This window comes from Shinella yambaruensis (genome assembly GCF_022899355.1).
Classification (GTDB): domain Bacteria; phylum Pseudomonadota; class Alphaproteobacteria; order Rhizobiales; family Rhizobiaceae; genus Shinella; species Shinella yambaruensis.
In genome coordinates, this window is the sequence record NZ_JALJCK010000015.1 from 46437 (window position 1) to 68970 (window position 22534).

The 22534-nt window shown below is 65.9% G+C and carries 20 protein-coding genes; 3 read left to right on the forward strand and 17 right to left on the reverse strand.

What is annotated here, in order from left to right; all coding sequences use genetic code 11:
• Positions 1-216: 216 nt before the first annotated feature.
• Positions 217-1446, forward strand: a complete 1230-nt coding sequence (gene aztD / locus MUU56_RS27700; protein WP_244770503.1) for a zinc metallochaperone AztD — start codon at positions 217-219, stop codon at positions 1444-1446.
• Positions 1447-1587: 141 nt separating this feature from the next.
• Here aztD and MUU56_RS27705 read toward each other — a convergent pair whose 3' ends face one another.
• The 5 genes from MUU56_RS27705 to MUU56_RS27725 form a co-directional block, all read right to left on the reverse strand.
• Positions 1588-2610, reverse strand: a complete 1023-nt coding sequence (locus tag MUU56_RS27705; protein WP_244770504.1) for a carbohydrate kinase family protein — start codon at positions 2608-2610, stop codon at positions 1588-1590.
• Positions 2607-3638: a beta/alpha barrel domain-containing protein gene (locus MUU56_RS27710; protein ID WP_244770505.1), complete on the reverse strand. Its 1032-nt coding sequence runs from the start codon at positions 3636-3638 to the stop codon at positions 2607-2609. The genes MUU56_RS27705 and MUU56_RS27710 overlap by 4 nt, the downstream gene beginning before the upstream one ends.
• Before the next feature lie 23 nt (positions 3639-3661).
• A complete protein-coding gene (locus tag MUU56_RS27715) occupies positions 3662-4429 on the reverse strand; it encodes an ATP-binding cassette domain-containing protein (RefSeq protein WP_244770506.1) in 768 nt (255 codons plus the stop codon).
• Positions 4429-5415 (reverse strand): ABC transporter permease, encoded by a 987-nt coding sequence (locus MUU56_RS27720; RefSeq protein ID WP_244770507.1) that lies wholly within the window; start codon positions 5413-5415, stop codon positions 4429-4431. The genes MUU56_RS27715 and MUU56_RS27720 overlap by 1 nt, the downstream gene beginning before the upstream one ends.
• A gap of 93 nt (positions 5416-5508) precedes the next feature.
• On the reverse strand, positions 5509-6480 hold the full coding sequence (locus tag MUU56_RS27725) for a substrate-binding domain-containing protein (RefSeq protein ID WP_244770583.1): 972 nt from the start codon (positions 6478-6480) through the stop codon (positions 5509-5511).
• A gap of 448 nt (positions 6481-6928) precedes the next feature.
• Here MUU56_RS27725 and MUU56_RS27730 point away from each other — a divergent pair, with 448 nt between their 5' ends.
• A complete protein-coding gene (locus MUU56_RS27730) occupies positions 6929-8173 on the forward strand; it encodes an ROK family transcriptional regulator (protein ID WP_244770508.1) in 1245 nt (414 codons plus the stop codon).
• Positions 8174-8239: 66 nt separating this feature from the next.
• Here MUU56_RS27730 and MUU56_RS27735 read toward each other — a convergent pair whose 3' ends face one another.
• The 12 genes from MUU56_RS27735 to MUU56_RS27790 form a co-directional block, all read right to left on the reverse strand.
• Positions 8240-8572, reverse strand: coding sequence for a TonB-dependent receptor domain-containing protein (locus MUU56_RS27735; RefSeq protein ID WP_244770584.1), 333 nt, complete (start codon positions 8570-8572; stop codon positions 8240-8242).
• Entirely contained in the window at positions 8518-9987 is a 1470-nt protein-coding gene (locus tag MUU56_RS27740; RefSeq protein WP_244770509.1) for an NAD-dependent succinate-semialdehyde dehydrogenase, read from the reverse strand. Before MUU56_RS27740 ends, MUU56_RS27735 begins: the two co-directional genes overlap by 55 nt.
• Positions 9984-10754: a TSUP family transporter gene (locus MUU56_RS27745; protein ID WP_244770510.1), complete on the reverse strand. Its 771-nt coding sequence runs from the start codon at positions 10752-10754 to the stop codon at positions 9984-9986. Before MUU56_RS27745 ends, MUU56_RS27740 begins: the two co-directional genes overlap by 4 nt.
• Positions 10755-10756: 2 nt before the next feature.
• Positions 10757-12748, reverse strand: a complete 1992-nt coding sequence (locus MUU56_RS27750; protein ID WP_244770511.1) for an alpha-glucosidase — start codon at positions 12746-12748, stop codon at positions 10757-10759.
• An 11-nt stretch (positions 12749-12759) separates the two neighbouring features.
• Positions 12760-13524 carry an SDR family NAD(P)-dependent oxidoreductase gene (locus MUU56_RS27755; RefSeq protein WP_244770512.1) on the reverse strand — a complete coding sequence of 255 codons (765 nt, stop codon included), beginning with the start codon at positions 13522-13524 and terminating at the stop codon, positions 12760-12762.
• Positions 13525-13527: 3 nt separating this feature from the next.
• Complete coding sequence (locus MUU56_RS27760) at positions 13528-14412, reverse strand: SMP-30/gluconolactonase/LRE family protein (protein WP_244770513.1); 885 nt, start codon at positions 14410-14412, stop codon at positions 13528-13530.
• A gap of 10 nt (positions 14413-14422) precedes the next feature.
• A complete protein-coding gene (locus MUU56_RS27765) occupies positions 14423-15226 on the reverse strand; it encodes an HpcH/HpaI aldolase family protein (protein ID WP_244770514.1) in 804 nt (267 codons plus the stop codon).
• Between the two features lie 11 nt (positions 15227-15237).
• Positions 15238-16971, reverse strand: a complete 1734-nt coding sequence (gene araD, locus MUU56_RS27770; RefSeq protein ID WP_244770515.1) for an L-arabinonate dehydratase — start codon at positions 16969-16971, stop codon at positions 15238-15240.
• The gene (locus MUU56_RS27775; RefSeq protein WP_244770516.1) at positions 16968-17822 is read right to left on the reverse strand and encodes a carbohydrate ABC transporter permease; all 855 of its coding nucleotides are present in this window, start codon (positions 17820-17822) and stop codon (positions 16968-16970) included. The genes araD and MUU56_RS27775 overlap by 4 nt, the downstream gene beginning before the upstream one ends.
• 3 nt (positions 17823-17825) lie before the next feature.
• Complete coding sequence (locus tag MUU56_RS27780) at positions 17826-18761, reverse strand: carbohydrate ABC transporter permease (RefSeq protein WP_244770517.1); 936 nt, start codon at positions 18759-18761, stop codon at positions 17826-17828.
• An 80-nt stretch (positions 18762-18841) separates the two neighbouring features.
• Entirely contained in the window at positions 18842-20077 is a 1236-nt protein-coding gene (locus tag MUU56_RS27785) for an ABC transporter substrate-binding protein (protein WP_244770518.1), read from the reverse strand.
• Between the two features lie 40 nt (positions 20078-20117).
• Positions 20118-21194 (reverse strand): ABC transporter ATP-binding protein, encoded by a 1077-nt coding sequence (locus MUU56_RS27790; protein ID WP_244770519.1) that lies wholly within the window; start codon positions 21192-21194, stop codon positions 20118-20120.
• A 240-nt stretch (positions 21195-21434) separates the two neighbouring features.
• Here MUU56_RS27790 and MUU56_RS27795 point away from each other — a divergent pair, with 240 nt between their 5' ends.
• Positions 21435-22475 carry a LacI family DNA-binding transcriptional regulator gene (locus tag MUU56_RS27795; protein WP_244770520.1) on the forward strand — a complete coding sequence of 347 codons (1041 nt, stop codon included), beginning with the start codon at positions 21435-21437 and terminating at the stop codon, positions 22473-22475.
• Positions 22476-22534 lie beyond the last annotated feature (59 nt).

Sequence of the window (22534 nt, forward strand, 5' to 3'; positions counted from 1 at the left end):
GCGCAATGTCGCAGTCCCGCTCAACGCGCTCTGTCCGGCCGCACAGATTGAATGCAGGACATTACTGACAAGCACGTCGCCGCAGCGGCCGCGATATCCCGAGGCCGCCAGTCCCCTCGGCCCCGCCTTTGAAGACGAGGGTCTGACGGTGCTGGACAAGCAAGGTGTAACACTATAACACAGCATTGTTACGTTATTACATTAATAGGAGATTGCATGTTCCGCTCCGGTTCCGGCGTCCTTTTCGCCACCACCATCCTCGCGACCCTCACCTTTCCATTGGCAGCCCATGCCGAAGAAGAGCAGAAGGAGACCTGGCGGCTGTTCGTCGCCGATCACACCCAGCCCGTGGTTCGCGCCATCGATCTGGGCACGGACAAGGAAATCGGCCGCTTCGACCTGACTGGCTATGCCGCGCTGTCCCTGAGCGACACGGGACGCACGGTTTTCGCCGTCCAAGGTGACCAGAACGTGGTCCACGCGATCGACACCGGCATTGCGCTCTCGGACCATGGCGAACATCGGGACATCGAGATCACGGAGCCACGGCTTCTTGAAACGACGATCACCGGCGAGAAGCCCGGCCATGTGGTGGCCCATGGCGATGATCTCGCAGTCTTCTACGATCGCGGCGGCAAGTTCGACCTCCTCCAGGAAAGTGCGCTGCTGGAAGGCAAGGCGGACCTGAAGCCCTATGACACGACTGCCGCGCATCACGGCGTCGCTGTCCCGATGGGCAACCACCTCCTCGTCTCCGTGCCGAACATGGAGGCGACGGTTAAGGAAGGCGAACTGCCGCCCCGCCTTGGCCTGCGCGTACTGGACAGGGACGGCAGGCAGGTGGGCGATGTCGCGACCTGCACGGGCCTGCATGGAGAAGCGGCTTCGGCGCGCCTGGTGGCTTTCGGCTGCGCCGAGGGCGTACTCGTTGCCCGCCCGGGGGGCATGGATGGCCCGAAGCTGGAAATGCTCGCCTATGGCGGCACGCTGCCGGAGGGCAAGGTATCCACCCTGCTCGGCGGCACCTCCATGCAGTTCTTTCTGGGGAACTATGGAGAAGACAAGGTCGTCCTCATCGACGCCGATGCCAAGGAACCCTACCGCCTCGTCGAGCTGCCGCTTCGGCGGGTCGATTTCATCCTCGATCCCGCCAAGCCCCGTAACGGCTATATCCTGACAGAAGACGGCAAGCTCCATCTGCTGGACGTCGTGGATGGCGTGATCACCAGATCCGAGACCGTCACCGAGCCCTACAGCAAGGACGGGCATTGGCGCGACCCGCGCCCGCGCCTGGCGGTTGCCGGGAACCATATTGCGATTACCGACCCGCGCAAGAGCCTGGTGCGTCTCGTCGATCCAGAGACATTGAAGGAGACCCGCACCATCGCTGTCGAAGGGCAGCCCTTCGCGATCGTCGCCGCCGGCGGATCGGGCGCGTCTCACTGAGCCCATTTTGCGGGTGGGAGTGCCGGCTGGTGCCGGCACTCCGTCAAGGGACAGGCTTCGCCGGGCCTGCTGACCGCCATTTCCAAGATCGACAGGCCGAGTCCGTGTTGTATCGCAGTCGCATCCACCGTCACCGTCCGGTCAGGTGCCGCTGCGCGGCCCCCAATGCCGGGCAAGCGAAAGACATTCGCGCCAGAACAGCATGGCCCCCGTCGTCGATACGCTGCGCAGCGAGACGGCGGCGGCGGCGTGGGCGAGTTCGAGGCATTGGACCAGGGGCCACTCCTCGTGAAGGCCGTAGAGCATGCCGGCCGCAAAGGCGTCGCCCGCACCGTTCGCGCCCCTGATCTCCGCCTCCGGAATGGCGACCGAGGGCAGGATCGCGCTTTCTCCCGTGCGGGTGATGGCGATGGCGAAGGCGGGGCAGTGCACGGTCACCAGTTTCAACGCGCCGCGCTGCAAGACGGCATGTGCGGCGCGCAGGCAGGCGTCCTTGTCGGATGTGCCGTCCAGGATGGTCTCGACACCGGCGATCGCCCCGATCTCCATGTCGTTGACGATCAGGAAGTCGAGATGCGGCAGGCAGGGTGCGACGAGCCGGGCCATCAGGCCGCGGTCGATGCTCGCCAGCTCCAGGTTGGTCTGAAGCCCTGCCGCGCGTGCCTTCTTCAACACCGCCACCCAGCCGTTCGGCTCGTCTTGCCAGGGCGCGTCGAGAATGCGGTGCACGCCCGGCAGACCGAGATGCAGGTAGCGCATGCGCGTTTCGGAAAAGTCGAAATGGTCCGGCGTCAGCAGCGCCCCGGTTCCGGCGTGGAAGATGTGGGTGCGCCGATGCGAGCGCAGCGAGACATAGGCGTCGCAGAATTGCGTGGCGGCGTCGGGCGTCACCGCCATCCGGCGCGTGTCGATACCCGCTGCGGCGGCCGTCTCCCTGAGGTAGCGACCGTCGTCGTCATCCCCGACGAGGCCGATCGTCTCGACGGGGATACTCGGATCGAGGCGTTTGATGTCGAGTGCCAGGTTGCAGCTCGAACCGCCGCCGTGGCGCTCCTCCTCGAAGAGCTCGGCGAGGCCGTCCTCGCCCGGCCAGTGGCTGACCGTGCGATTGTAGTCCGCGCACCAGGTTCCGCCGGTGAGGATGCCCCGCCGTCCGCCCGTCATCTGCTCTCTTCCGGCTTGAGCACGGCTTCCGTGACGACGTTGTCTGCGGAGAGATCGCGCAGCGGCTTGATCCCGTCCCTGGAAAGGCTCGCGTGATAGGCCTTCACTGCCTCCGACGGAGAGATCGACCCGGACGCGACCTCACGCATGAAACGCACCATCGCCAGCGGATCCTCGGCGAGGTTGATCTTGCGCCCGAACAGCGCGACGCGGGCGCCGAACCGTTCGGCCTGGTGGAGAAGCTCGAAGCAGTCACGCGTCGTGCCCGCGCCACCGCCGAGGACGCCGACGATGACACTCGGATCATAGGCGGCGAGCTCGTCCAGCGCCTTGGCGCCGTTGAACGGGATTTTCAGGAACTGTGGCCGGTCCGCCTTGGTGACACCGGCGAGGCAGCGCATCAACACGTCGTTGACGTAGTGTGGAACCAGCTCGGGATCGATGCCGCACGCCACATTTGGATTGAACACTTCGAGGAAGTATTTGAAATTGTTGCGTGCCGCATCCTCGCGGAACCAATGGAAGGCTTCCAGCGCCTCATAGTCGCGGTCGAGATCGTTGTTGAAGGTGATGGAATAGAGGCCGAGATCCGTACCCGTTATCGGCGCGCCGGGCGCGGGATCGATCGTGCCGGTGGCGACGCGCGAAAGCGAGGCCGTGCGGAACGGACGCGAGGGCTGTTTTGAATAGGTCGCGCCGCGGCAGACCCAGACGTCCGTCGTGTCGTTGGCGCGGATCGCCGGCTTGACGGCGCTGCCCCTGAAGACGCCCATATCCTTCAGCGCCTCCATGTTGGAGGCGGAGGTGAGCATGATGTCGACGATGTCCTGCTCGACGATGGCGCGGATGTTCTCCAGGAATTCCGGGCGGGTATAGTGGCGCGACCAACTGCCGTCCTTCGCGCGCTTCGGCCCGCAGGAGGTGATGGACGGCCCCATGTCGCCGTCCTTGGCGTCGGCGATGATGAAATCGCTGCGGGTGTAGTTTCCGGCGCGGATGCGCGCGAGCTTCTGGTCGAGGCGGTACATGTCTTGCTCCGTTCGGGACAGGGTCAGGCGGTTGCCGCGCCGGTCATGATGGCGACGACGTCGTTCATGGAATGGGTTTTGGGGGTGACCACGGCCGCGCGCCGGCCAAGGCGCATGATGTGGATGCGGTCGGCGATGTCGAAGACGTTCGGCATGTTGTGGCTGATCAGGGCGACGGGCAGGCCGCGGTCGCGGATCGAGCGGATGAGCTCCAGCACCTGCCCCGTCTCGCGCACGCCGAGCGCCGCGGTCGGCTCGTCCATGATGACGAGCTTGCGGGCAAAGAGCGCCGCGCGCGCGACGGCGACGCCCTGCCGCTGGCCGCCCGACAGCGACTCCACCGGATTGTCGATCGCCGGCAGGCGGAACTTCAGCTCGCCCATGGCGCGGCGGGCCTCCTCGCGCATGCGCGTCTTGTCGAGGCGGCGGAAGAGGCGGCCGAGCAGGCCCGGCGCGCGCAATTCGCGACCGAGGAAGAGATTAGCGGCGATGTCGAGCGCAGGAGCGACGGCGAGGTCCTGGTAGACCGTCTCGATGCCGGCATGGCGCGCGTCGAGCGGCCCCTTGAAATGCACCGGCGCGCCATCGAGCAGGATGTCGCCGCTGGTCGGGTGCACGGCTCCGGTCAGTGTCTTGATGAGCGTCGACTTGCCGGCGCCATTGTCGCCGACGACGGCGAGGATCTCGCCGGCGCGAAGCTCGAAGTCGACGCCGTCGAGCGCGGTGACATGGCCGTAGGTCTTCACCACGTTGCGCGCTTCGAGAACGACATGCGGGGGATTGTCGGCCATCAGCTCTTCCTCCGGGACATCTGGTCGAGCGCGACGGCGATGATGACGAGGATGCCGGTCACGAGATCCTGCCAGAGCGGGTCGATGCCGGCAAGCGTCAGGCCGTTGCGCAAAACGCCGACGATGAGCGCGCCGATCAATGTGCCGATGAGCCCGCCGCGCCCGCCGAACAGGCTGGTGCCGCCGATCACCACGGCGGTGATGGAATCGAGGTTGGCGCTCTGCATGGCGTTCGGATCGGCATTGGGAATGCGCCCGAGCGCCAGCCAGGCGGCGATGCCGTAGATGAGGCCGGCGAGCACATAGACCGAGAGCAGGTGGCGGCGCACCGGAATGCCGACGAGGCGGGCGGCCTCGGCATTGTTGCCGATGGCATAGGTGTGCCGGCCCCATTTCGTCTGGTTCAGGAGATACCAGACAGCGGCGTAGAGCGTGAACATGATCAGCACGCCATAGGTCAGCACGAAGCCGCCGAGCTTCATCGTGTTGCCCGTCCAGGCGAGGAAGGGGTCACGCACCGGAAAGGCGCCGCCTTCCGAGATCAGCCGCAGCGCGGCGGTCAGGATGCCGAGAATGCCGAGCGTGACGATGAAGGGCGGCAATCTCAGGCCGGACACGAGGCCGCCCGCCGCAAGGCCGGCAGCCGTGCAGAGCAGGATGGCAAAACCCATGGAGAGCACGGGATCGTAGCCCAGATTGACCAGCTTGCCGGCGACGATGGTGCCGAGCACGCAGATGGCGCCCACGGCAAGGTCGATGCCGGCGGTCAGGATCACCAGCGTCTGGCCGATCGCCAGAACGCCGATGATGACCGTCTGCTGCAGGATGATCGACAGGTTGTGCGTGGCGAGAAAGCGGGGATTGGTCAGCGCGAAGATCACGCAGAAGCCGAGAAGGACCAGAAGCGGGCCCACCGAGGGCGTCCCCAGGATGCGGGCCTTCAGGCTCCGCGGCGTCTCGGCGTCGGAAACGGTGGCTGTGTTCATGGGCATCCCGTGCATCAGGTTTTGCGCGGCCGGTCGCCCGGTCGGGACCGCGGCGGCGCGTGGCCACGCACGGTCCCGCCGGGAGGTAGAGGATCAGTCACCCCAGCAGTTTTCAAGGCCCCAGGCGGTGTCCTTCGATTCCAGGCCCTCGACCGGCTTGTCGGTGATCAGGAAGGAACCGGTGTTGACGAACCCACTCGGCTTCTTGCCGGAGGCCGCATATTCCACCACCGCGTCGACGCCCATGGAGGCCATCTTGTAGGGGAACTGCATCACGGTTGCGGCGATCTTGCCATCCTTCACGTCGCGCACGCCGGCGCAGCCGCCGTCGATCGAGGTCAGCATCACGTCGGCCTCCTTGCCGAAGGATTTCAGCGCGGCATAGGCGCCGGCCGCGGCCGGCTCGTTGATCGTGTAGACGGCGTTGATGTCGCCGTTCTTGGAGAGCAGGTTCTCCATGCCGACCTGGCCCTTGTCCTGCGCGCCGTTGGTGATGGCCGCGCCCGCGATCGACGGGTCACCCTCGGCGATGCCGAAACCCTTCAGGTAGCCGTCATGGCGGAAGGTGTCGACCGTACCGCCGGGCGTGCCGTCCAGCATGGCGACGACCGCCTGCTTGTCGCCCATCGCCTTGCGGGCATAGGCGCCCTGCTGCACGCCGGCCTCGAAATTGTCCGTGGCGAACGTGGCGTCGACGGCGTCGGCCGGGTCCGTCGCCGTGTCGAGCGCGATGACGAGCACGCCGGCCTCGCGGGCCTTCTTGATGACGTCGAGCATGCCGGACGAGTTGTTCGGCGTGACCAGGATGCCCTTGGCTCCTGCGCTGATCAGGTCCTCGATCGCGGCGACCTGGCCCTCGTTGTCGCCGTCGAACTTTCCGGCGCGGGCGATCAGCTTGACGCCTTTCTCCGCGGCGCGGGCCTCGGCGGCCTGGCGCATCTTGACGAAGAACGGATTGACCTCGGTTTTCGTGACGAGGCCGATGATGACCTCCTCGGCGGTGGCGGAGCCTGCGCCAAGGGCAAGGCCGAGGGCGAGCCCGGCGGCGGCAAAACCGGTCCGCATGGCGGTGGAATATACGGATGCGCGAATGCGATGAAGCGACATGGAATCCTCCCAAATCCGACGATGCCGTAGAGCCCCTCCGGCTCTTTTGGCGGGCACGGCCTCTCCTCAAAGGCCGCAGGGATTAGCGCATCTCTTTTGGATGAAGTCAAATGGCTATTGCTTATCTTTTGTAAATTTCTATCCAAAATTAAATCCGCGATACCGAGGGGGCGGTTTCCGGGCGACGCGCAACGTTCTTTTTTCCGCCCAGACCAACCTTTCGCTCTCGACCTTGGCCGGCATGCCCCGCTACGCCGCGCTTTGCGGGATCAGGCGGCGCCGCACAGGCGCATATATAACGGTGATCTTATGTACATCGCCATGCATAAGTTCTCATGACGGTGGAACTGCGTGCTTTATCTCATGCGCCTTTGTCGCTAAACCGGTCTGAAAACAGGAGTTTTGCATGGTGCGCGGGGACGAGGGGCACGACAGAACAACGCTTGATGGCGCGGGGGGCATCCTTTCGCTGATCGCGACGGGCGCTGCCGCCTCGCGGGCCGAGCTGCTTGCCGCCTCCGGCCTGTCACGCGTGACGGTGACGCAGCGGCTGAACGCACTGCTTGCGAGCGGCTTGGTGCGCGAGACCGAAAAAACCCTGCCGAGCGGCGGCCGGCCGACCCGGGTGCTGGCGATCAACCCGGCGAGCGGCTTTCTGCTCGTCGCCAATATCGGCGAGACGCACATCCACCTCGCCGCCATGGACCTGACGCCGGCGATCCTTTCCCAGACGACGCTGCCCTTTTCCGTGGCGAGCGGGCCTGAGGCGACGCTGGCGCAGATCGGCGACGCTTTCGCTATCCTGACGGCGGAAACGGAAAAGACGCACGGCTTCTTCCTCGGCATCAGTCTCAGCCTGCCGACACCGGTCGATTTCAAGCGGGGCTGCGTCGTCGGCCCCTCGGTCCTGCCCGGCTGGGACGAGTTCGACATCATCGGCCGCCTCAAGGCGCGATTCGATGTACCTGTCTATGTCGAGAACGACGTGAACCTGATGACGATCTGCGAGCACAAACGCCGCGTCCCGGCGGTCGACGACATGCTCTTCGTGAAGGTCGGCACGGGCATGGGCAGCGGCATGATCGCCGGCGGGCGGCTCTTCCGCGGTGCGCAAGGCGCAGCCGGCGATATCGGCCACATCCAGTTTCTGTCCGATGACGCGCCGCTCTGCCGCTGCGGCAAGTTCGGCTGCGTGGAGGCGCGCGCCGCCGGCTGGGCGATCGCCCGCGATCTTTCGGCCCGCGGCTTTCGCGCCGAGACCGCCCGCGACGTGATCGACCTCGTCGAGCAGCGCAAGCCTGAAGCGCTGATGCTGCTGCGGGCCGCCGGCCGCACGATCGGCGAGGTCATCTCCGACGTCGTCAGCATCATCAATCCGAGCCTGATCGTCATCGGGGGCACCCTGGCGCGGGGTGGGGACCTGATGCTGTCGGGTATCCGCGAACTCGTCTACCAACGCTGTCTTCCCCTTGCCACCCGCGACCTTTCCATCGTGCTTTCCACGGTGCGCGAGGACGGCGCGCTGTTCGGCGCGGCGCATTTGCTGCTGGACGACCTTTTCGCTTCGGCAAAGGCTGACCGCTTGCTGGAGCGTTATGACTTTGCCCGGCAACGGCACGTTCCGGCGCCAAAAAGGCGGCAATCGCTCTGACAGGTCCGGATATCCAGAAGCGTTCGCTCGAACCGTCTGGCCCCGTTAAACCTGGACCAGAGAAGCCTACCGGGTTGAAAGACGACAGGGTATTGCATGAAATAGATCACCATCCCTTCCTCCGGGATTCTGGATGTTGCTGGCGACGTCGTCAACGTCCGTCTCGACCCAGTCGTAGCGGCCGGCGAAGGAAAGCACCCAGTTGTCGATCCTGACCTGGTCCTGCGCATAGAGGCCGACCTGGGTCTGGAAGACAGTCTCCAGGCTATCGGCAGAGGGGTTTCCGGCCCTCGTTGAAAGCGCTTCTTGCGAGCCGGAAAGAGATGCTTGCGCTGCCGCGATGATCAGAGCCCGGCGACGCAGACATATTTCAGTTCGAGAAAGCCCTCGATGCCGTATTTGGAGCCCTCGCGGCCGAGGCCGGACTGCTTGATGCCGCCGAAGGGTGCCATCTCGTTGGCGATCATGCCCGTGTTGACCCCTACCATGCCCGCCTCCAGCGCCTCGGCGACGCGGAAGACGCGCGCCATATCCTTGGCGTAGAAATACGAAGCGAGGCCATATTCGCTGTCGTTGGCCATGGCGATCACGTCGTCCTCGTCCCTGAAGGTGATGATCGGGGCAAGCGGGGCGAAGGTCTCCTCGCTCGCGACCTTCATCGCCTGCGTGACGCCGGCAATGACGGTCGGCTCGTAGAAGGTGCCGCCGAGGGCGCTGCGCCTGCCGCCGGCCAGGAGCCGGCCGCCCTTTTCCAGCGCGTCGGCCACATGCTCCTCCATCTTGGCCACCGCCTTCTCGTCGATCAGCGGCCCCTGCGTGGTGCCGGCCTGCGTGCCGCGGCCGAGCTTCAGTCCCGCGACCTTGGCGAGCAGCTTTTCCGTGAAGGCTTCGGCCACGTTCGACTGCACATAGATGCGGTTGGCGCACACGCAGGTCTGGCCGGCATTGCGGAATTTCGAGATCATCGCGCCCTCCACGGCCGCATCGAGATCGGCATCGTCGAAGACGATGAAGGGCGCGTTGCCGCCAAGCTCCAGCGACAGGCGCTTGATGCCGTCGGCGGCCTCCTTCATCAGCCAGCGGCCGACGCCGGTGGAGCCGGTGAAGGTGATCTTCGCGACCTTCGGGTTGTGGCAGAATTCCGCACCGATCGGCCGCGCCTCGCCGGTGACGACGGAGAAGACGCCCGCCGGGACCCCGGCCCGCTCGGCGAGCACGGCAAGCGCAAGCGCGGAGAGCGGCGTCTGTGAGGCGGGCTTCAGCAGCATGCTGCAACCGGCGGCAAGCGCGGGTCCCGCCTTGCGGGTGATCATGCCGTTCGGGAAGTTCCAAGGCGTGATGGCGGCACAGACGCCGACCGGCTGCTTCAAGACCATGATGCGCTGGCCGGCATTGGCGCCGGGAATGATATCGCCGTCGATGCGCTTGGCCTCTTCGGCGAACCATTCGAGATAGGCGGCGTTCGAGACCACCTCGCCCCTTGCCTCCGCCAGCGGCTTGCCCTGCTCCGAGGAGAGGATCAGCGCGAGGTCGTCGGCATTGTCGAGGATGAGCTGGAACCAGGCTTTCAGCACCGTGGCGCGCTCCTTGGCCGTGCGTTTCGCCCAGAGTTTCTGCGCGACGTCCGCCGCATCGATGGTGGCGGCGACCTCTTCCCGCGAGAGCGAGGGCACATCGGCGATCGGCGACCCGTCGAAGGGATCGGTGACGGCGAAGGTGCGGCCATCGGCGGCCGGGACCCAGCGTCCGCCGACAAAGGCCTTGTCGGCAAGCAGGCTCGCATCCTTGAGCGCGGTTTTGAGCGGGTGCGTCATGAAATATCTCCGAAAAGCTTGAGAAAGGCGGGACCGGCAAGGGAGATGCCGGAGAGGAAAAGCAGGCAGAAGGCGACGCGCCGGAGCCCCATCGGCGTCAGCGGCGGCGGATAGCGTCGGGCGAGCAGCGTGAAGGCCATGACGACCGGAATGCAGAGCAGCCCCCACCAGAAGGAGGCGGACGGCATGTTGCCGGCAAGCCCGACAAGCACCAGGCGCAGCAGGCCGTTGACGGCGAAGATGGCGACAAGCGTCTCGCGGATGGAGACGGCTCGCAGCGGCTGGCGGTAGAAATGATAGACCAGCGGCGGGCCGGCGGTGGAGAACAACCCGCCCATGACGCCGGCGATCGCGCCGAAGAAGACGAAGGAGCCCGGCCCAGAGGGGGTTGCGAACGGCGTGGGGCGAAGGAGAAGCTGGAGGCTGGAGAGGATGATGATCGCGCCCAGCACCAGCTTCAGCCAGTCGAGCGAGGCGGCGAGCAGCAGGCCGAGCAGCCAGTAGCCGAGAACGAGGAAGGCGAGGCTGACGAAGATGACGAGCAGGAATTCGCGCCGGGCGATATCCCGCCAGCCCTTTGCCAGCACCTGCGTCGCATTGACGAGCCCGAGGATGCCGACCAGCACGGCCGCATCCGGCAGCGGCACGACGCCGGTCAGCCCCACGCCGCCCATCATCAGCAGGCCGAGCGCGAAGCCCGTCAGCGTCTGCACATAGGAGGCGCCCGCCGCAAGCAGCAAGAGGACGACGAGGCTCGCCGTGTCCATAATCAGAGCGTCCCGATACCCGCGAAAAGGTCCGCCTGCGCCGCATCCTCGCGGTAGAACACGGCCGGCTGGCCGAGCGCGGCGGCGATGGTTACTTCACGGCCGCCTTCGTGCGTCTCGCCGCTCCAGACATGCACCCAGTTCGCGCCCTTCGGCAGGTAGACGGTGCGTTCCTCCTCGCCCGCCTTCCAGACGGGGGCGACGAGCAGGTCCGCGCCGTAGAGATAGGCGTCCTGGATGGCATAGGTGGCGCGGTCGTGCTCGTGGTGCAGGAAGAGCGGGCGCTGGACGGGCAGGCCCGTTTCGGCCGCTTCCGAGGAAAGCGCCTTGAGGTAGGGTGCAAGGTGCACGTAGATCGCCGTCATGCGGGCGAAATGGGCGAGCACCGCCTCGTCCTGGTCGATCTGCACGTTATCGCGCGGGCGGTTGCCCTCGTGGCTGCGCATGACGGGCGTGAAGGCCGCCATCTCGGCCCAGCGCATCAGCAGTTCCGGCGTGCGGACATTGCCGAAGAGGCTGGTATAGCCGCCGATATCGGAATGGTGATAGGCATTGCCGAGGAGGCCGGAGGAGAGCGCGCCGGAGATGACCGTGACGAGACCGTCATGGCGCGAGAAATCCACCGACTGGTCGCCGCCCCACAGGAGCGGGCAATGGGCCTGCACGCCGGTATAGCCGGCGCGCATGAAGAACAGCGTGTCGCCCGTCTTGCCGCGGCTTTCCACCGCCTTGGCGTTCACCTCGGCCCAGAGCGTCGGCCAGGCATTGTGCATCAGCTTGGCGTCGACGCCATTCGAAAGCTTCACGTCGATCGGCAGGTATTCGCCGAAATCCGCCATCCAGCCGGAGAGGCCGAAATCCAGCATGTTCTGGCCGATCACCCGCTCGGCGAACCAGGCAGCCGCGGCCGGATTGGTGAAATCGACCACGCCGCAATCGAACTCGCCGAAATCGACCAGCGCGGTCTTGCCCTCGGCATCCGTCGCGAAATAGCCGCTCGCTTCCGCCTCCGGGAAGAGCGAGCCGTCGACGCACAGATAGGGGTTCACATAGCCGAGGAAGCGGATGCCGTCGTCGGCAAGCTCCGCGATCTTCTGGCGCAGGTGCGGATAGCGCTCCTCGTTGCCGACCCAGTCCCAGAAGAGGCGCGCGCCGAACGTGGTGTGGCGCAGCCCCACCCAGTCCTCGCACCACAGGCCCGAAACCTTCACGCCGGCGGCGCGCATCTTCTCCAGCCGCTCGAACGAGCCCTTGCCGTCCTTGAGGCCGATGATCGCGCCCTGGTAGACCCAATCCGGCAATTGCGGCTGGCGGCCGAAGCGCAGCGAGAGTTTGCCGACGAGATCGCGGAAGGTGGCGGCGGCGAAGAATTCGATACGCTCCGGCACTTCCCAGACTTCCACCTCGTGAAAACCGTCGCGGCGGAAGTCGAAGACGGCATAGGCGGTCGTATCGACATGCAGCGCATAGCGCCGGGAGGAGATGTAGGTCGGCTGTGGATAGTTGGTGTTGTAATAGTCGCCGCCGGCCTTGCCGGTCACGTCGGACTGGAAGGTGATCTCCGTCGTCTTGTCGCGGCCGACGCCGGGTTCGGAGGTCCAGAGCGGGAAGCGGCGGCCCCGCAGGTCGAAATAGGACATCTGCTCGCCGCCGCCCCAGACATGCTCGTCCTTCTCCGCGACGGTGCGCAGCCAGAGGCGGTTGACGGAGGCATCGGGCGCTTCGAGCCGCAGGTTGTCGCCCTCCACCTTGAGGATGAGGCGCACCGGCTGGCCGGGCGCATTGGAAAGACGGATCGTCTCGCCTTCGATCTCGGCATGGGCGAGCGCCACGCGCTCCACCACATAGTCCTCGATATCGAAATTGCCGCGATACATGTCCATGCGCTCCTCGCCGCGGCCGGCGAAGAGGGCGGGATTTTCCGCGCTGTGGCTGAGGATCTTGCGGCCATCGAGGGAAAGCGTGAAGCCGCTGGCGGTCTTTTCGAGGAGCATGGTGAAAACCTTCAGTTCTGCGTGAGGCCGGCGTCGACGATGAAATTGGCGCCGGTGCAGCCGTTGCTTTCATCCGAGCCGAGGAAAAGCGCGAGGCGGGCGACATGGCCGGCGTCGAGGCGGAATTTCAGCGATTGCAGGTCGATGAACTTCTGGCTCTCCTCCGGCCCCGCCCAGAGCGCCTTCTGCCGCTCGGTGACGATGGCACCCGGCACGATGCAGTTGACGCGGATGCCATCGGGACCAAGGTCGCGGGCCAGCGTGCGCGTCATGCCGTTGATCGCGGCCTTGGCCGTCGTGTAGCCGACCATGACCGGATTGCCGCGCATCCACGACACCGAGCCCATCATGACGACGGAGCCCCCGCCCTTCCTGCGCATGCCCTTGGCGACCGCTTGCGTGGCGAAGAACTGGTGGTCGAGATTGAGCGCCAGCATGCGCCGCCAGTAGTCCGGTTCCACCTCGTCCATGCGATGGCGGTCGTCCTTGCCGGCATTGTTGACCAGCACATCGACGGCCCCATGCTTCGCCTCGACCTTCGCCACCGCATCGCGGAGCGCCGGGATATCGGTGAGGTCGCAGGCGTAAAAATCCGCGCCGGTCGCCTGCGCCGTCGCCTTGCCGGCCTTCTCGTCGATATCGAGGAAGGAGACGCGCGCGCCCTGCGCGCGGAAGGCACGCACCATGGCCTCGCCGATGCCGGAGGCGCCGCCGGTGATCAGCACGTTGCGGCCTTCGAGCGAATGGTAGCGGACGGTATCGTAGGTCATGGGCATGCCTCAGCGGGCTGGGTTGAACAGGGGCCGGGCGAGGCCGGCGACGTTGGTGCGCATGGAGAAGAGCGCGCCGGAGAGCGGGTATTCCGTCAGTTCCTCGTCGGGCCGGCCGATGGAGGCGCTGGTGCAATAGAGCGTCTTCAGGTCCGGCCCGCCGAAGGCGATCATGGTCGGGCATTTCGCCGGGACCGGATATTCGGCGAGAAGTTTTCCGTCCGGCGCATAGCGCTGCACCCGGCCGCCCTCGAAAAGCGCCGTCCAGTAGCAGCCCTCGGCATCGACCGCGCCGCCATCCGGCCGGCCCTTGTCGGTCTCGCTGCCGAAGCGGGCGAAGACCTGCCGGTTCGTTGCCTCGCCCGTCGCGGCATCGTAGTCGCAGGCATAGAGCGTGTAGCGCAGCGTGTCGGAATGATAGAGCCGCCGCCCGTCCGGCGAGAAGGCGACGCCGTTGGAGGTGAGCAGTCCTCCGGCGAGGCGCGCCAGGCCGCGCCTGTCGTAGCGGTAGAGGCTGGCAATGCCCTTCTCGCGCGTCTCGTCCACCGTGCCGGCGATGAAGCGGCCGACCGGATCGACGCCGCCGTCGTTGAAGCGGCTGATCGCCTGGTCCTCGGGATTGTCCGCGAGCTTCCTCAGTAGCTTGCCGTCCGCATCGATGAGCCAGAGGCCGGAGCGCAGGCCGGCGATAAAACCGCCGCCCTCGGCAAGGCCGATGCAGCCGACCTCCTCGGGCAACTCCATCGTGCGGAGCGCACCCGTCGCCGGATCGTGGCGGTGGATGCGGCAGCGCTTGATATCGACGAAATAGAGCGCCTGTTCGGCGACCGACCAGAGCGGGCATTCGCCGAGCGCGGCCGAAAAATCGAGGACGGGGGCGAAAGCGTGCTGCACGGCCCTGCCCTCAGTAAGCTGCCATCGGCGTGGCCGGGGCCTTCTCGACGCCCTTCATCTGGCCGAGCCATTCGCTGGCGCGGCCGGTCATCAGGGCGATGTCGGAGGCGATGGCGGCGAAATCGTAGCCGTAGCCGATGAAGCGCTTCACCATGTCCGGGTTCGGGCCGACGATGCCGACCGGCTTGCCGGCCGCATGCGCGTCCTTCGCGGCCTTCTCGATCAGCGCCTGCACCTCCGGATGGGCGATGTTGCCGATATGGCCCATGGCGGCGGAGAGGTCGCCCGGGCCGACGAACAGCGCGTCGATGCCCTCGACGGCGGCGATCTCCGGCAGGCGCTCGATGGCCTCCGGCGTTTCGAGCTGCACGATGGTGCAGATGTCGTCATTGGCGGATTTCAGGTAGTTCGGGATCGTGCCGAAGCGCGAGCCACGATGGACGGCCGCGACGCCCCGGATGCCATGCGGCGGATAGCGCGTATAGGACGCGGCGGCCTTGGCCTCCTCGGCATTCTGCACGAAGGGCAGCATGACGGTGCGCGCGCCGGCATCGAGCGCGCGCTTGACCAGCACCTGGTCGTTCCAGGCAAGCCGCACCACGGCGTCGGCCGGCGTGCAGCCGATGGCGCGCAGGATATGGGCGAGATCGGTGAACTCGACCGGCACATGCTCCATGTCGACCACGAGGAAATCGAAGCCGCCATAGCCGAGGGCTTCCGCCGTCGCGGGGGCTGCGGCCATCAGCCAGGTGCCGAGCGGGGTGGCGCGCGAAGCGTCGCCGAGCCAGGACTTGAAGGGGTTGTTGCTGCTCATGGGTCTTTCCCTCAATAGATCGGCGGTTCGGGCACGGGCTGCGTGCCGGTCAGGAAGTCGAAATCGCAGCCCTCGTGCGCCTGGCTGACATGGCGCTGGTAGAGGGCGGCGAAGGAGCGTTCGTAGATGGGGGCGGTCGGCTTCCATTCGGCGCGGCGGCGAGCCAGCTCCTCCTCGGAAACGCGCATGTTGATCGTGGCGGCGGCGACGTCGAGTTCGATCAGGTCGCCGGTCCTCACCAGCGCCAGCGGCCCGCCGACGGCGGCTTCCGGCGAGACGTGCAGGATGCAGGTGCCGTAGTGGGTGCCGCTCATGCGCCCGTCGCAGATGCGCACCATGTCGCGCACGCCTTGCTTCAGGAGCTTCTTCGGGATCGGCAGGTTGCCCCATTCCGGCATGCCGGGCGCGCCGACCGGGCCGGCATTGCGCAGGACGATCACCGTGTCCTCGGTGATATCGAGGTCCGGGTCGTCCAGCGTCCGGTTCATGGTGCGCGGATCGTCGAAGACGATGGCCGGGCCGACATGCTTCAGGAACTTCGGGTTGGCGGCGGAGGATTTCATCACCGCGCCGTTCGGCGCGAGATTGCCGCGCAGCACTTCCAGCGTCTTGCCGCGCGCAAGCGGCACGACGGGATTGTCCTCGCCGCGGATAACCTCGTCGTTCCAGCAGTCGGCGTCGGCGATGTTCTCGCCGAGCGTCCGGCCGTTGACGGTCGGCCGGTCGAGCTTCAGGTGCCGCGACAGCTTTTTCAGCATCGCATTGACGCCACCGGCGAAGTAGAAATCCTCCATGAGGTATTCGCCGGAGGGGAAGACATTGGCGACGACCGGCACCTTGCCGGCCATCTCCGCCATGTCGTCCAGCGTCAGCGATACGCCGACGCGCTTTGCCATGGCGATGAGGTGCACGGCCGCGTTTGTCGAGCCGCCGAGCGCCATGTAGGCGACGAGGCCGTTGAGGAAGCTGTCGCGGTCAAGGATCTTCGAGGGCTTCAGGTCCTCCCAGACCATGTCGACGATGCGCGCGCCGCAGGCGGACGCCATGCGCGAATGGCCGGAATCGACGGCAGGGATGGAGGAGGCGCCGGAGAGCGTCATGCCCATCGCGTCGACGATGGAGGTCATGGTGGAGGCGGTGCCGATGGTGTTGCAGGTGCCGGGCGAGCGCGTCATGCGGCTTTCGAGGTCCACCCAGTCCTCGCGGGTGATGTTGCCGGCGCGCAGCTCGTCCCAGTATTTCTTGGTATGGGTGCCGGCGCCGGTCTTGATGCCGCGCCACTGGCCGTTCGACATCGGCCCGGCGGGGCAGAAGATCACCGGGATATCCATCGAGAAGGCGCCCATCAGCAGCGCCGGGGTGGACTTGTCGCAGCCGCCGAGGAGGACGGCGCCGTCGATCGGGTGACAGCGCAGCAGCTCCTCGCATTCCATGGCGAGGAAATTGCGGTAGAGCATGGTGGTGGGCTTCACCATGACCTCGCCGACGGAGATCGCCGGAAGCTCGACGGGATAGCCGCCCATCTGCCAGACGCCGCGCTTGACGGCCTCGGCCCGGTCGCGCAGATGCGCATGGCAGGGGCTCATCTCGCTCCAGGTGTTGATGATGCCGATCACCGGCCGGCCCATGAACTCCTCGCGGCGCATGCCCATCTGCTGCGTGCGCTGGCGGTGCGCAAAGGCCCGCATGTCGTCGGCGGCGAACCAGCGCTGGCTGCGCAGTTCGGAAAGCTCGCGTTTCGTCATCCCTTGATCCCCCCGGCGGTGAGGCCCGAGACGACGCGCTCCTGGAAGATGACGATCAGCACGGCGACCGGAACAATGCCGACGACGAGGGCGGCGGAGATGACCGGCCAGGGGAAGGCGAACTCACCCTGGTAGAGCTGGATGCCCACGGGCAGCGTGCGCAGCGCCGGATTGGAATTGAAGGACAGCGCCAGCAGGAACTCGTCCCAGGCATTGACGAAGGCGAGGATGCCCGCGGTGAAGACGCCCGGCGCGCAGAGCGGCACGACCACCTTGAAGAGCGCGCCCATCCGCGTGCAGCCGTCGATCATCGCGGCGTTCTCCAGATCGCGCGGGATGCCCTCGAAGAAGGAGACCAGCATCAGCGTGCAGACCGGCAGCGAGAGTACCGTATAGGGCAGCACCAGCGCGATCCAGGTGTTGAGCAGGTTCAGCGTCCTCATGATCTCGAAGAGCGGCACGAGCAGCGTCACCAGCGGGAAGGTCGAGACCGCGATGATCAGCGACAGGATGAGGCCGCGGTAGCGCAGGTTCAGCCGCGCCAGCGCATAGGCCGCCAGCACCGAGACGAGCAGCGTCAGGCAGGTGGAGAGCAGCGCCACCATGAAGCTGTTGAACAGGAACAGATGCAACGGCTGGTCGGAAAACGCCTGCATGTAGTTCGAGAGCGTCGGGGCGTGCGGCACCCAGGTGATCGGCTTGGCGGTCAGTTCGGCTTCCGTCTTCAGCGAGGTGAAGAGAATCCACAGCGCCGGGAACATACCGTTGACGATCAGCACGCCGCCGGCGATGAGGCGCAGCGGGCGGCCGGAGAGAAGGCCGGAAAATCCGGGAGAGGCGGCGGCGCTCATGGCTTACTCCTTGGTCCGGATGGCGCGGAGATAGACGGCGGTCACGCACATCGACAGGGCGAACATCACGACGGCGAGCGCCGAGCCGTAGCCGAGGTCGAGGAAGGAGACCGTGTTCTGGTGGATGTACATGGCGAGCGTGGCGGTGGAGGTGCCGGGGCCGCCGCCGGTCATCATGTAGGGAATGTCGAAGGTCTGGAGCGCGGTGATGGTGCGGAAGATCAGCGCGACGACGATGGAGGGCTTCAGAAGCGGCAGCGTGATCTCGAAGAACTGGCGGATACGGCCCGCGCCGTCGACATCGGCGGCCTCGTAGAGCGAGCGCGGGATCGTCTGCAGGCCGGCGAGGATGATCAGCGCCATGAAGGAGGAGGTCTTCCAGATGATCGTCAGACAGATCGCGGCGAAGGCCCAGTTCGGCGAGTTGAACCAGATGATGCCTTCGAAGCCGAGGCGCATGAGCACGTCGTTGACGACGCCGTATTCGGAATGGAAGAACCAGGCGAAGATCAGGCCGGCGAAGGAGAGCGGCAGCGCCCACGGGATCAGCAGGGAAAGACGCACCGGCCACTGCACGCCGAAGGGGAGGTTGGCTAGCAGGGCCAGTGCCAGCCCGACCAGGAGGGCGCCGGGCACGGTGATGAGCGTGATGAGGACGGTGTTCCAGGTGGTTTCCCAGAACACCGGATCCTCCAGCATCAGGCTGTAGTTTTCGAAGCCGACGAACTCCGCCGGCAGGCCGGAGGTCAGCGACAGGCTGAAGAAGCTGGTATAGCCGAGGCGTAGCACCGGATAGACGATGATCAGCGCGAGGAGGATCGCGGCGGGTGCCAGCAGGACGACGGCGAGCGCCCGGTCGCCGAGATCGAGCCAGTGCGTCCAGGCCGGCGGGCCGCGGTCAGCAGGGCGTGCTGCATTGAGGGTAGAGGTCGTCGACAAAGGGCAACTCCCGGCAATTCAGGTTGGGGAGGCGGAAGGGCAGGCAAGCCGCCCTGCCCTTCCGGCGATGGCGATCGCGATCAGCGCAGGATGCGCTTGAGGCGCGCCTCGATCTGGCTCGCGCCGTCCTCCGGCGTGGTGACGCCGGCGAGCACCGCGTTGACCGTGGTGCGGATGACCTCGCTCACCTCGTTGTAGCGCGGCGTCACCGGGCGGGCCTTGGCGGTCTCGACCACCTGGAGCGCGTCGGCGAACCACGGCACAGCCTTGAGCACCTCGTCGTTCTTGTAAGCGGCCGCATAGGTCGGCAGCAGCGAGCCGTTGGCGGCCATGAAGATGGAGACATCCTCGCTGGAAAGGTATTCGACCAGCTTCTTCGCCTCGTCCTGATGGGTGGAATAGGCCGAAACGCCCCATTCCCAGCCGCCGAGGCAGCTTGCCTGCTCGCCGGAGCCGAGCGCCGGCAGGCGCGCCACGCCGACATTGTCCTTGACGGCCGATTCCGCGCCCTGGAAATGCGTCCAGGCATAGGACCAGTTGACCGCAAAGAGCGCACTGCCGGCCTGGAATTCCTTGCGCGTATCGTCGGTGGCGACTTCCGCGATGTTCTTCTTGGCCGTGCCCTCGTCGACAAAGCCCTTCCACAGCGACAGCGCCGTGACGGCGGCGTCATGATCGAAGGTCAGCTTGCCGTTCTCGACGAGGTTCTTGCCCTGGCTCCAGTAGGGCAGCAGGAAGGTGCAGACCGCGCCTTCGATGGCCTTGCCCTGGAAGGAGAGGCCCTGCAAATCGGGATTCTTCTCGCCCTCGGCGACCGTCTTGGCGGCGGCGGCGAGCTCTTCCCAGGTCTTCGGCGGGGTAATGCCGTATTTGTCGAGCAGGTCCTTGCGGTAGTAGAGGAACATGGCGTCGGCAAAGGCCGGCAGCGCGACGACCTTGCCGTCCACCGTATTGGCCTCGACATAGGCCGGCAGGTAGACCGACATGTCCTTGCCCTCGAAGGCGGAGGTCCAGCCGGCGGCGGCATATTGCGCCGGGCGGATGACATCGAGCATCAGCACGTCGAGATTGGTGTCCTTGGCGGACATGACGGTGTTGAGGTACTGTGCCTGCGCTTCCGAGGTATTGCCGCCGGTCTCGATGGCCACCTTGACGCCTGGATTTTCGGCCTCGTACTTGTCGAGCACCTTTCGCCAGACATCCGGCTGGTGCTGGCTGGAAACGAAGATCTTCAGATCCGTGTCGGCGAAGGCCGGCGCGGCGAAGGCAAGCATGGTGGCAGTGGCGAGCGCGCCCGCCAGGGTTCTGGTGTTCATTCTATCCTCCCGTTGATGGAGCGCGCAAAGCGCCCGGCATTCAGTTGATGACGCGTTCGCTTGCGGCATCGAAAAGATGGATTTTCGTGGGATCGACGCCGATCCGGAATTCCGAGCCGGGCTCCGGCCGCATCTCCGGGGGCATGCGCGCGGTCAGAACGTCGCCGCCGACGGCAAAGTGCACCAGCGTGTCCGAGCCGAGCGGTTCGACGACCTGCACGCGGGCGACAAGCGCAGCCGCCGGATCGGCTGCCGTGCCAAAATGCTCCGGCCGTATGCCGACGACCACGTCGCGACCCTCCACGCCGGTCTCGCGCCCGGCCCGCACGCCCGCCAGCCCCAGCTTGTTGCCGTCGGCAAAGGCAAGACAGCCCGCCTCGACCTTCGCCTTGGCGAAGTTCATCGCCGGCGAGCCGACGAAGCCGCCGACGAAGACGCTCTGCGGCCGGTTGTAGACCTCGTCCGGCGTGCCGACCTGCTCGATATCGCCCCCCTTGAGGATGACGATGCGATCGGCGAGCGTCATGGCCTCGACCTGGTCGTGCGTGACATAGATGATCGTCGTGCCGATCTGCTGGTGCAGGCGCTTGATCTCGGTGCGGACCTGGCCGCGCAGCTTGGCGTCGAGGTTGGACAGCGGTTCGTCGAACAGAAAGACCTTCGGCCGGCGCACGATGGCGCGCCCCATGGCGACGCGCTGGCGCTGGCCGCCGGAGAGTTGGCCGGGGCGGCGCTCGAGCAGATGGGAAATGCCGAGCATCTCGGCGGCCTCGTTGATGCGGACATCCGCTTCGCGCGCCGGCACGCCATGAACCTTCAGGCTGAACCCCATGTTCTCGCGCACCGTCTTGTGCGGGTAGAGCGCATAGTCCTGAAAGACCATGGCGATGTCGCGCTCGCGCGGCGGCAGGCGGTTGACCATCTTCTCGCCGATGCGGATCTCGCCGCCGCTGATGCTTTCGAGGCCGGCGACCATGCGCAGCGTCGTGGACTTGCCGCAGCCCGAGGGGCCGACGAAGACGACGAACTCGCCATCGGCGATTTCGAGGTCGACGCCTTTCACGATGCGCAGCGAACCGTAACTTTTTTCCAGCTTTCGCAGGCTGACAGAAGCCATTCCTCTCTCCCAAGCGTGGCCGGGCATCCGGCTCATCTCTGTCAATAATAGCGCTACGATTTATTTGACGCAAGACGCACTTGGAAAATGTTTTTTGGTGCGCGGGATGGCATAATTTCCATGGCGTTTGACAAAAGTCTCTTTATTTTCAGAATATTACATATTTGCATGCCTGCGATTGTCGTTGCGACATGATCAAAAGTGTGCTATTTATGCAATAATAGCGCTATGGAGTTGACCATGGACAACACAATGCGAAAGCCGCCGCGCAATCGCCGCAAGATGCAGTCCGTCACGATGTCCGACGTGGCCGAGCTCGCCAATGTCTCCCCCTCCACCGTGTCGCTCTTCCTGCGCAAGCCCGAGGCGGTTTCGGCGGCTGCGAGCCAGGCGATCAGCCGGGCGATCGACAAGCTCAACTATGTGCCGAACCTCATGGCGGGCGGCCTGGCCGCCGCGTCCTCCCGCGCCGTCAGCATTCTCGTGCCTTCGGTGCGCAACGCCTTCTTCGCCGAGACGGTCTCTTCCATGCAGACGGCACTCAAGAAGCAGCGCCTGCAGCTCATTCTCGGCCATACCGAATATGACGAGCAGGAAGAGGAGGAGCTGGTCCGCATGGCGCTCTCCTGGGCGCCGGCGGCGATCGTCCTGACCGGCCTTTCGCACAGCGCGGCGACGCGCCGGCTGCTGGCCAATGTCGCCATCCCCGTCATCGAGATCTGGGAGCTGGGCGGCCCGCAGATCGACGCCGCCATCGGCTTCCATCACGATCAGGTCGGCATCGCGGCGGCGGAGCACCTGATCCGGCAGGACCGCCGCAACCTTCTCTTCCTCGGCGCGCGCATGCACCAGGACCGCCGCGCCAGGCAGCGTTGCAACGGCTTCCTGCAGGCGGCCAAGGCGACCGGAGCGGCCGCGAAAGTCGTCGAGCATCCCGACACGGCCTCCGCCGAAATCGGCGCGATGCTGCTGGCGGAAGCCTTGCGGCTCCATCCCGAGGCCGATGGCATCGCCTGCTCGAACGACCATATCGCGCTCGGCGTGCTCTTTGCCTGCGAGCGCCAGAAGATCGCCGTGCCGGACCGGCTCGCCGTGATCGGCTTCGGCGATCTCAGCTTCAGTGCCGCCTGCAACCCGCCGCTCACCACGATCCGTCCGTCCGGCGACCTGATCGGCCGGGAGGCTGCAAGGCTGATCGAAGAGCACCTGCACGGCGAAAAAGCGGACGCACACCGCACGATCGACACCCGCTTCACGCTGCAGCATCGCCGCAGCAGCTAGGGCATTTCCGGCGGGAGTGTGGTCGCTACCGATAGCCGATTGCGCGGAAACGAAGAGTT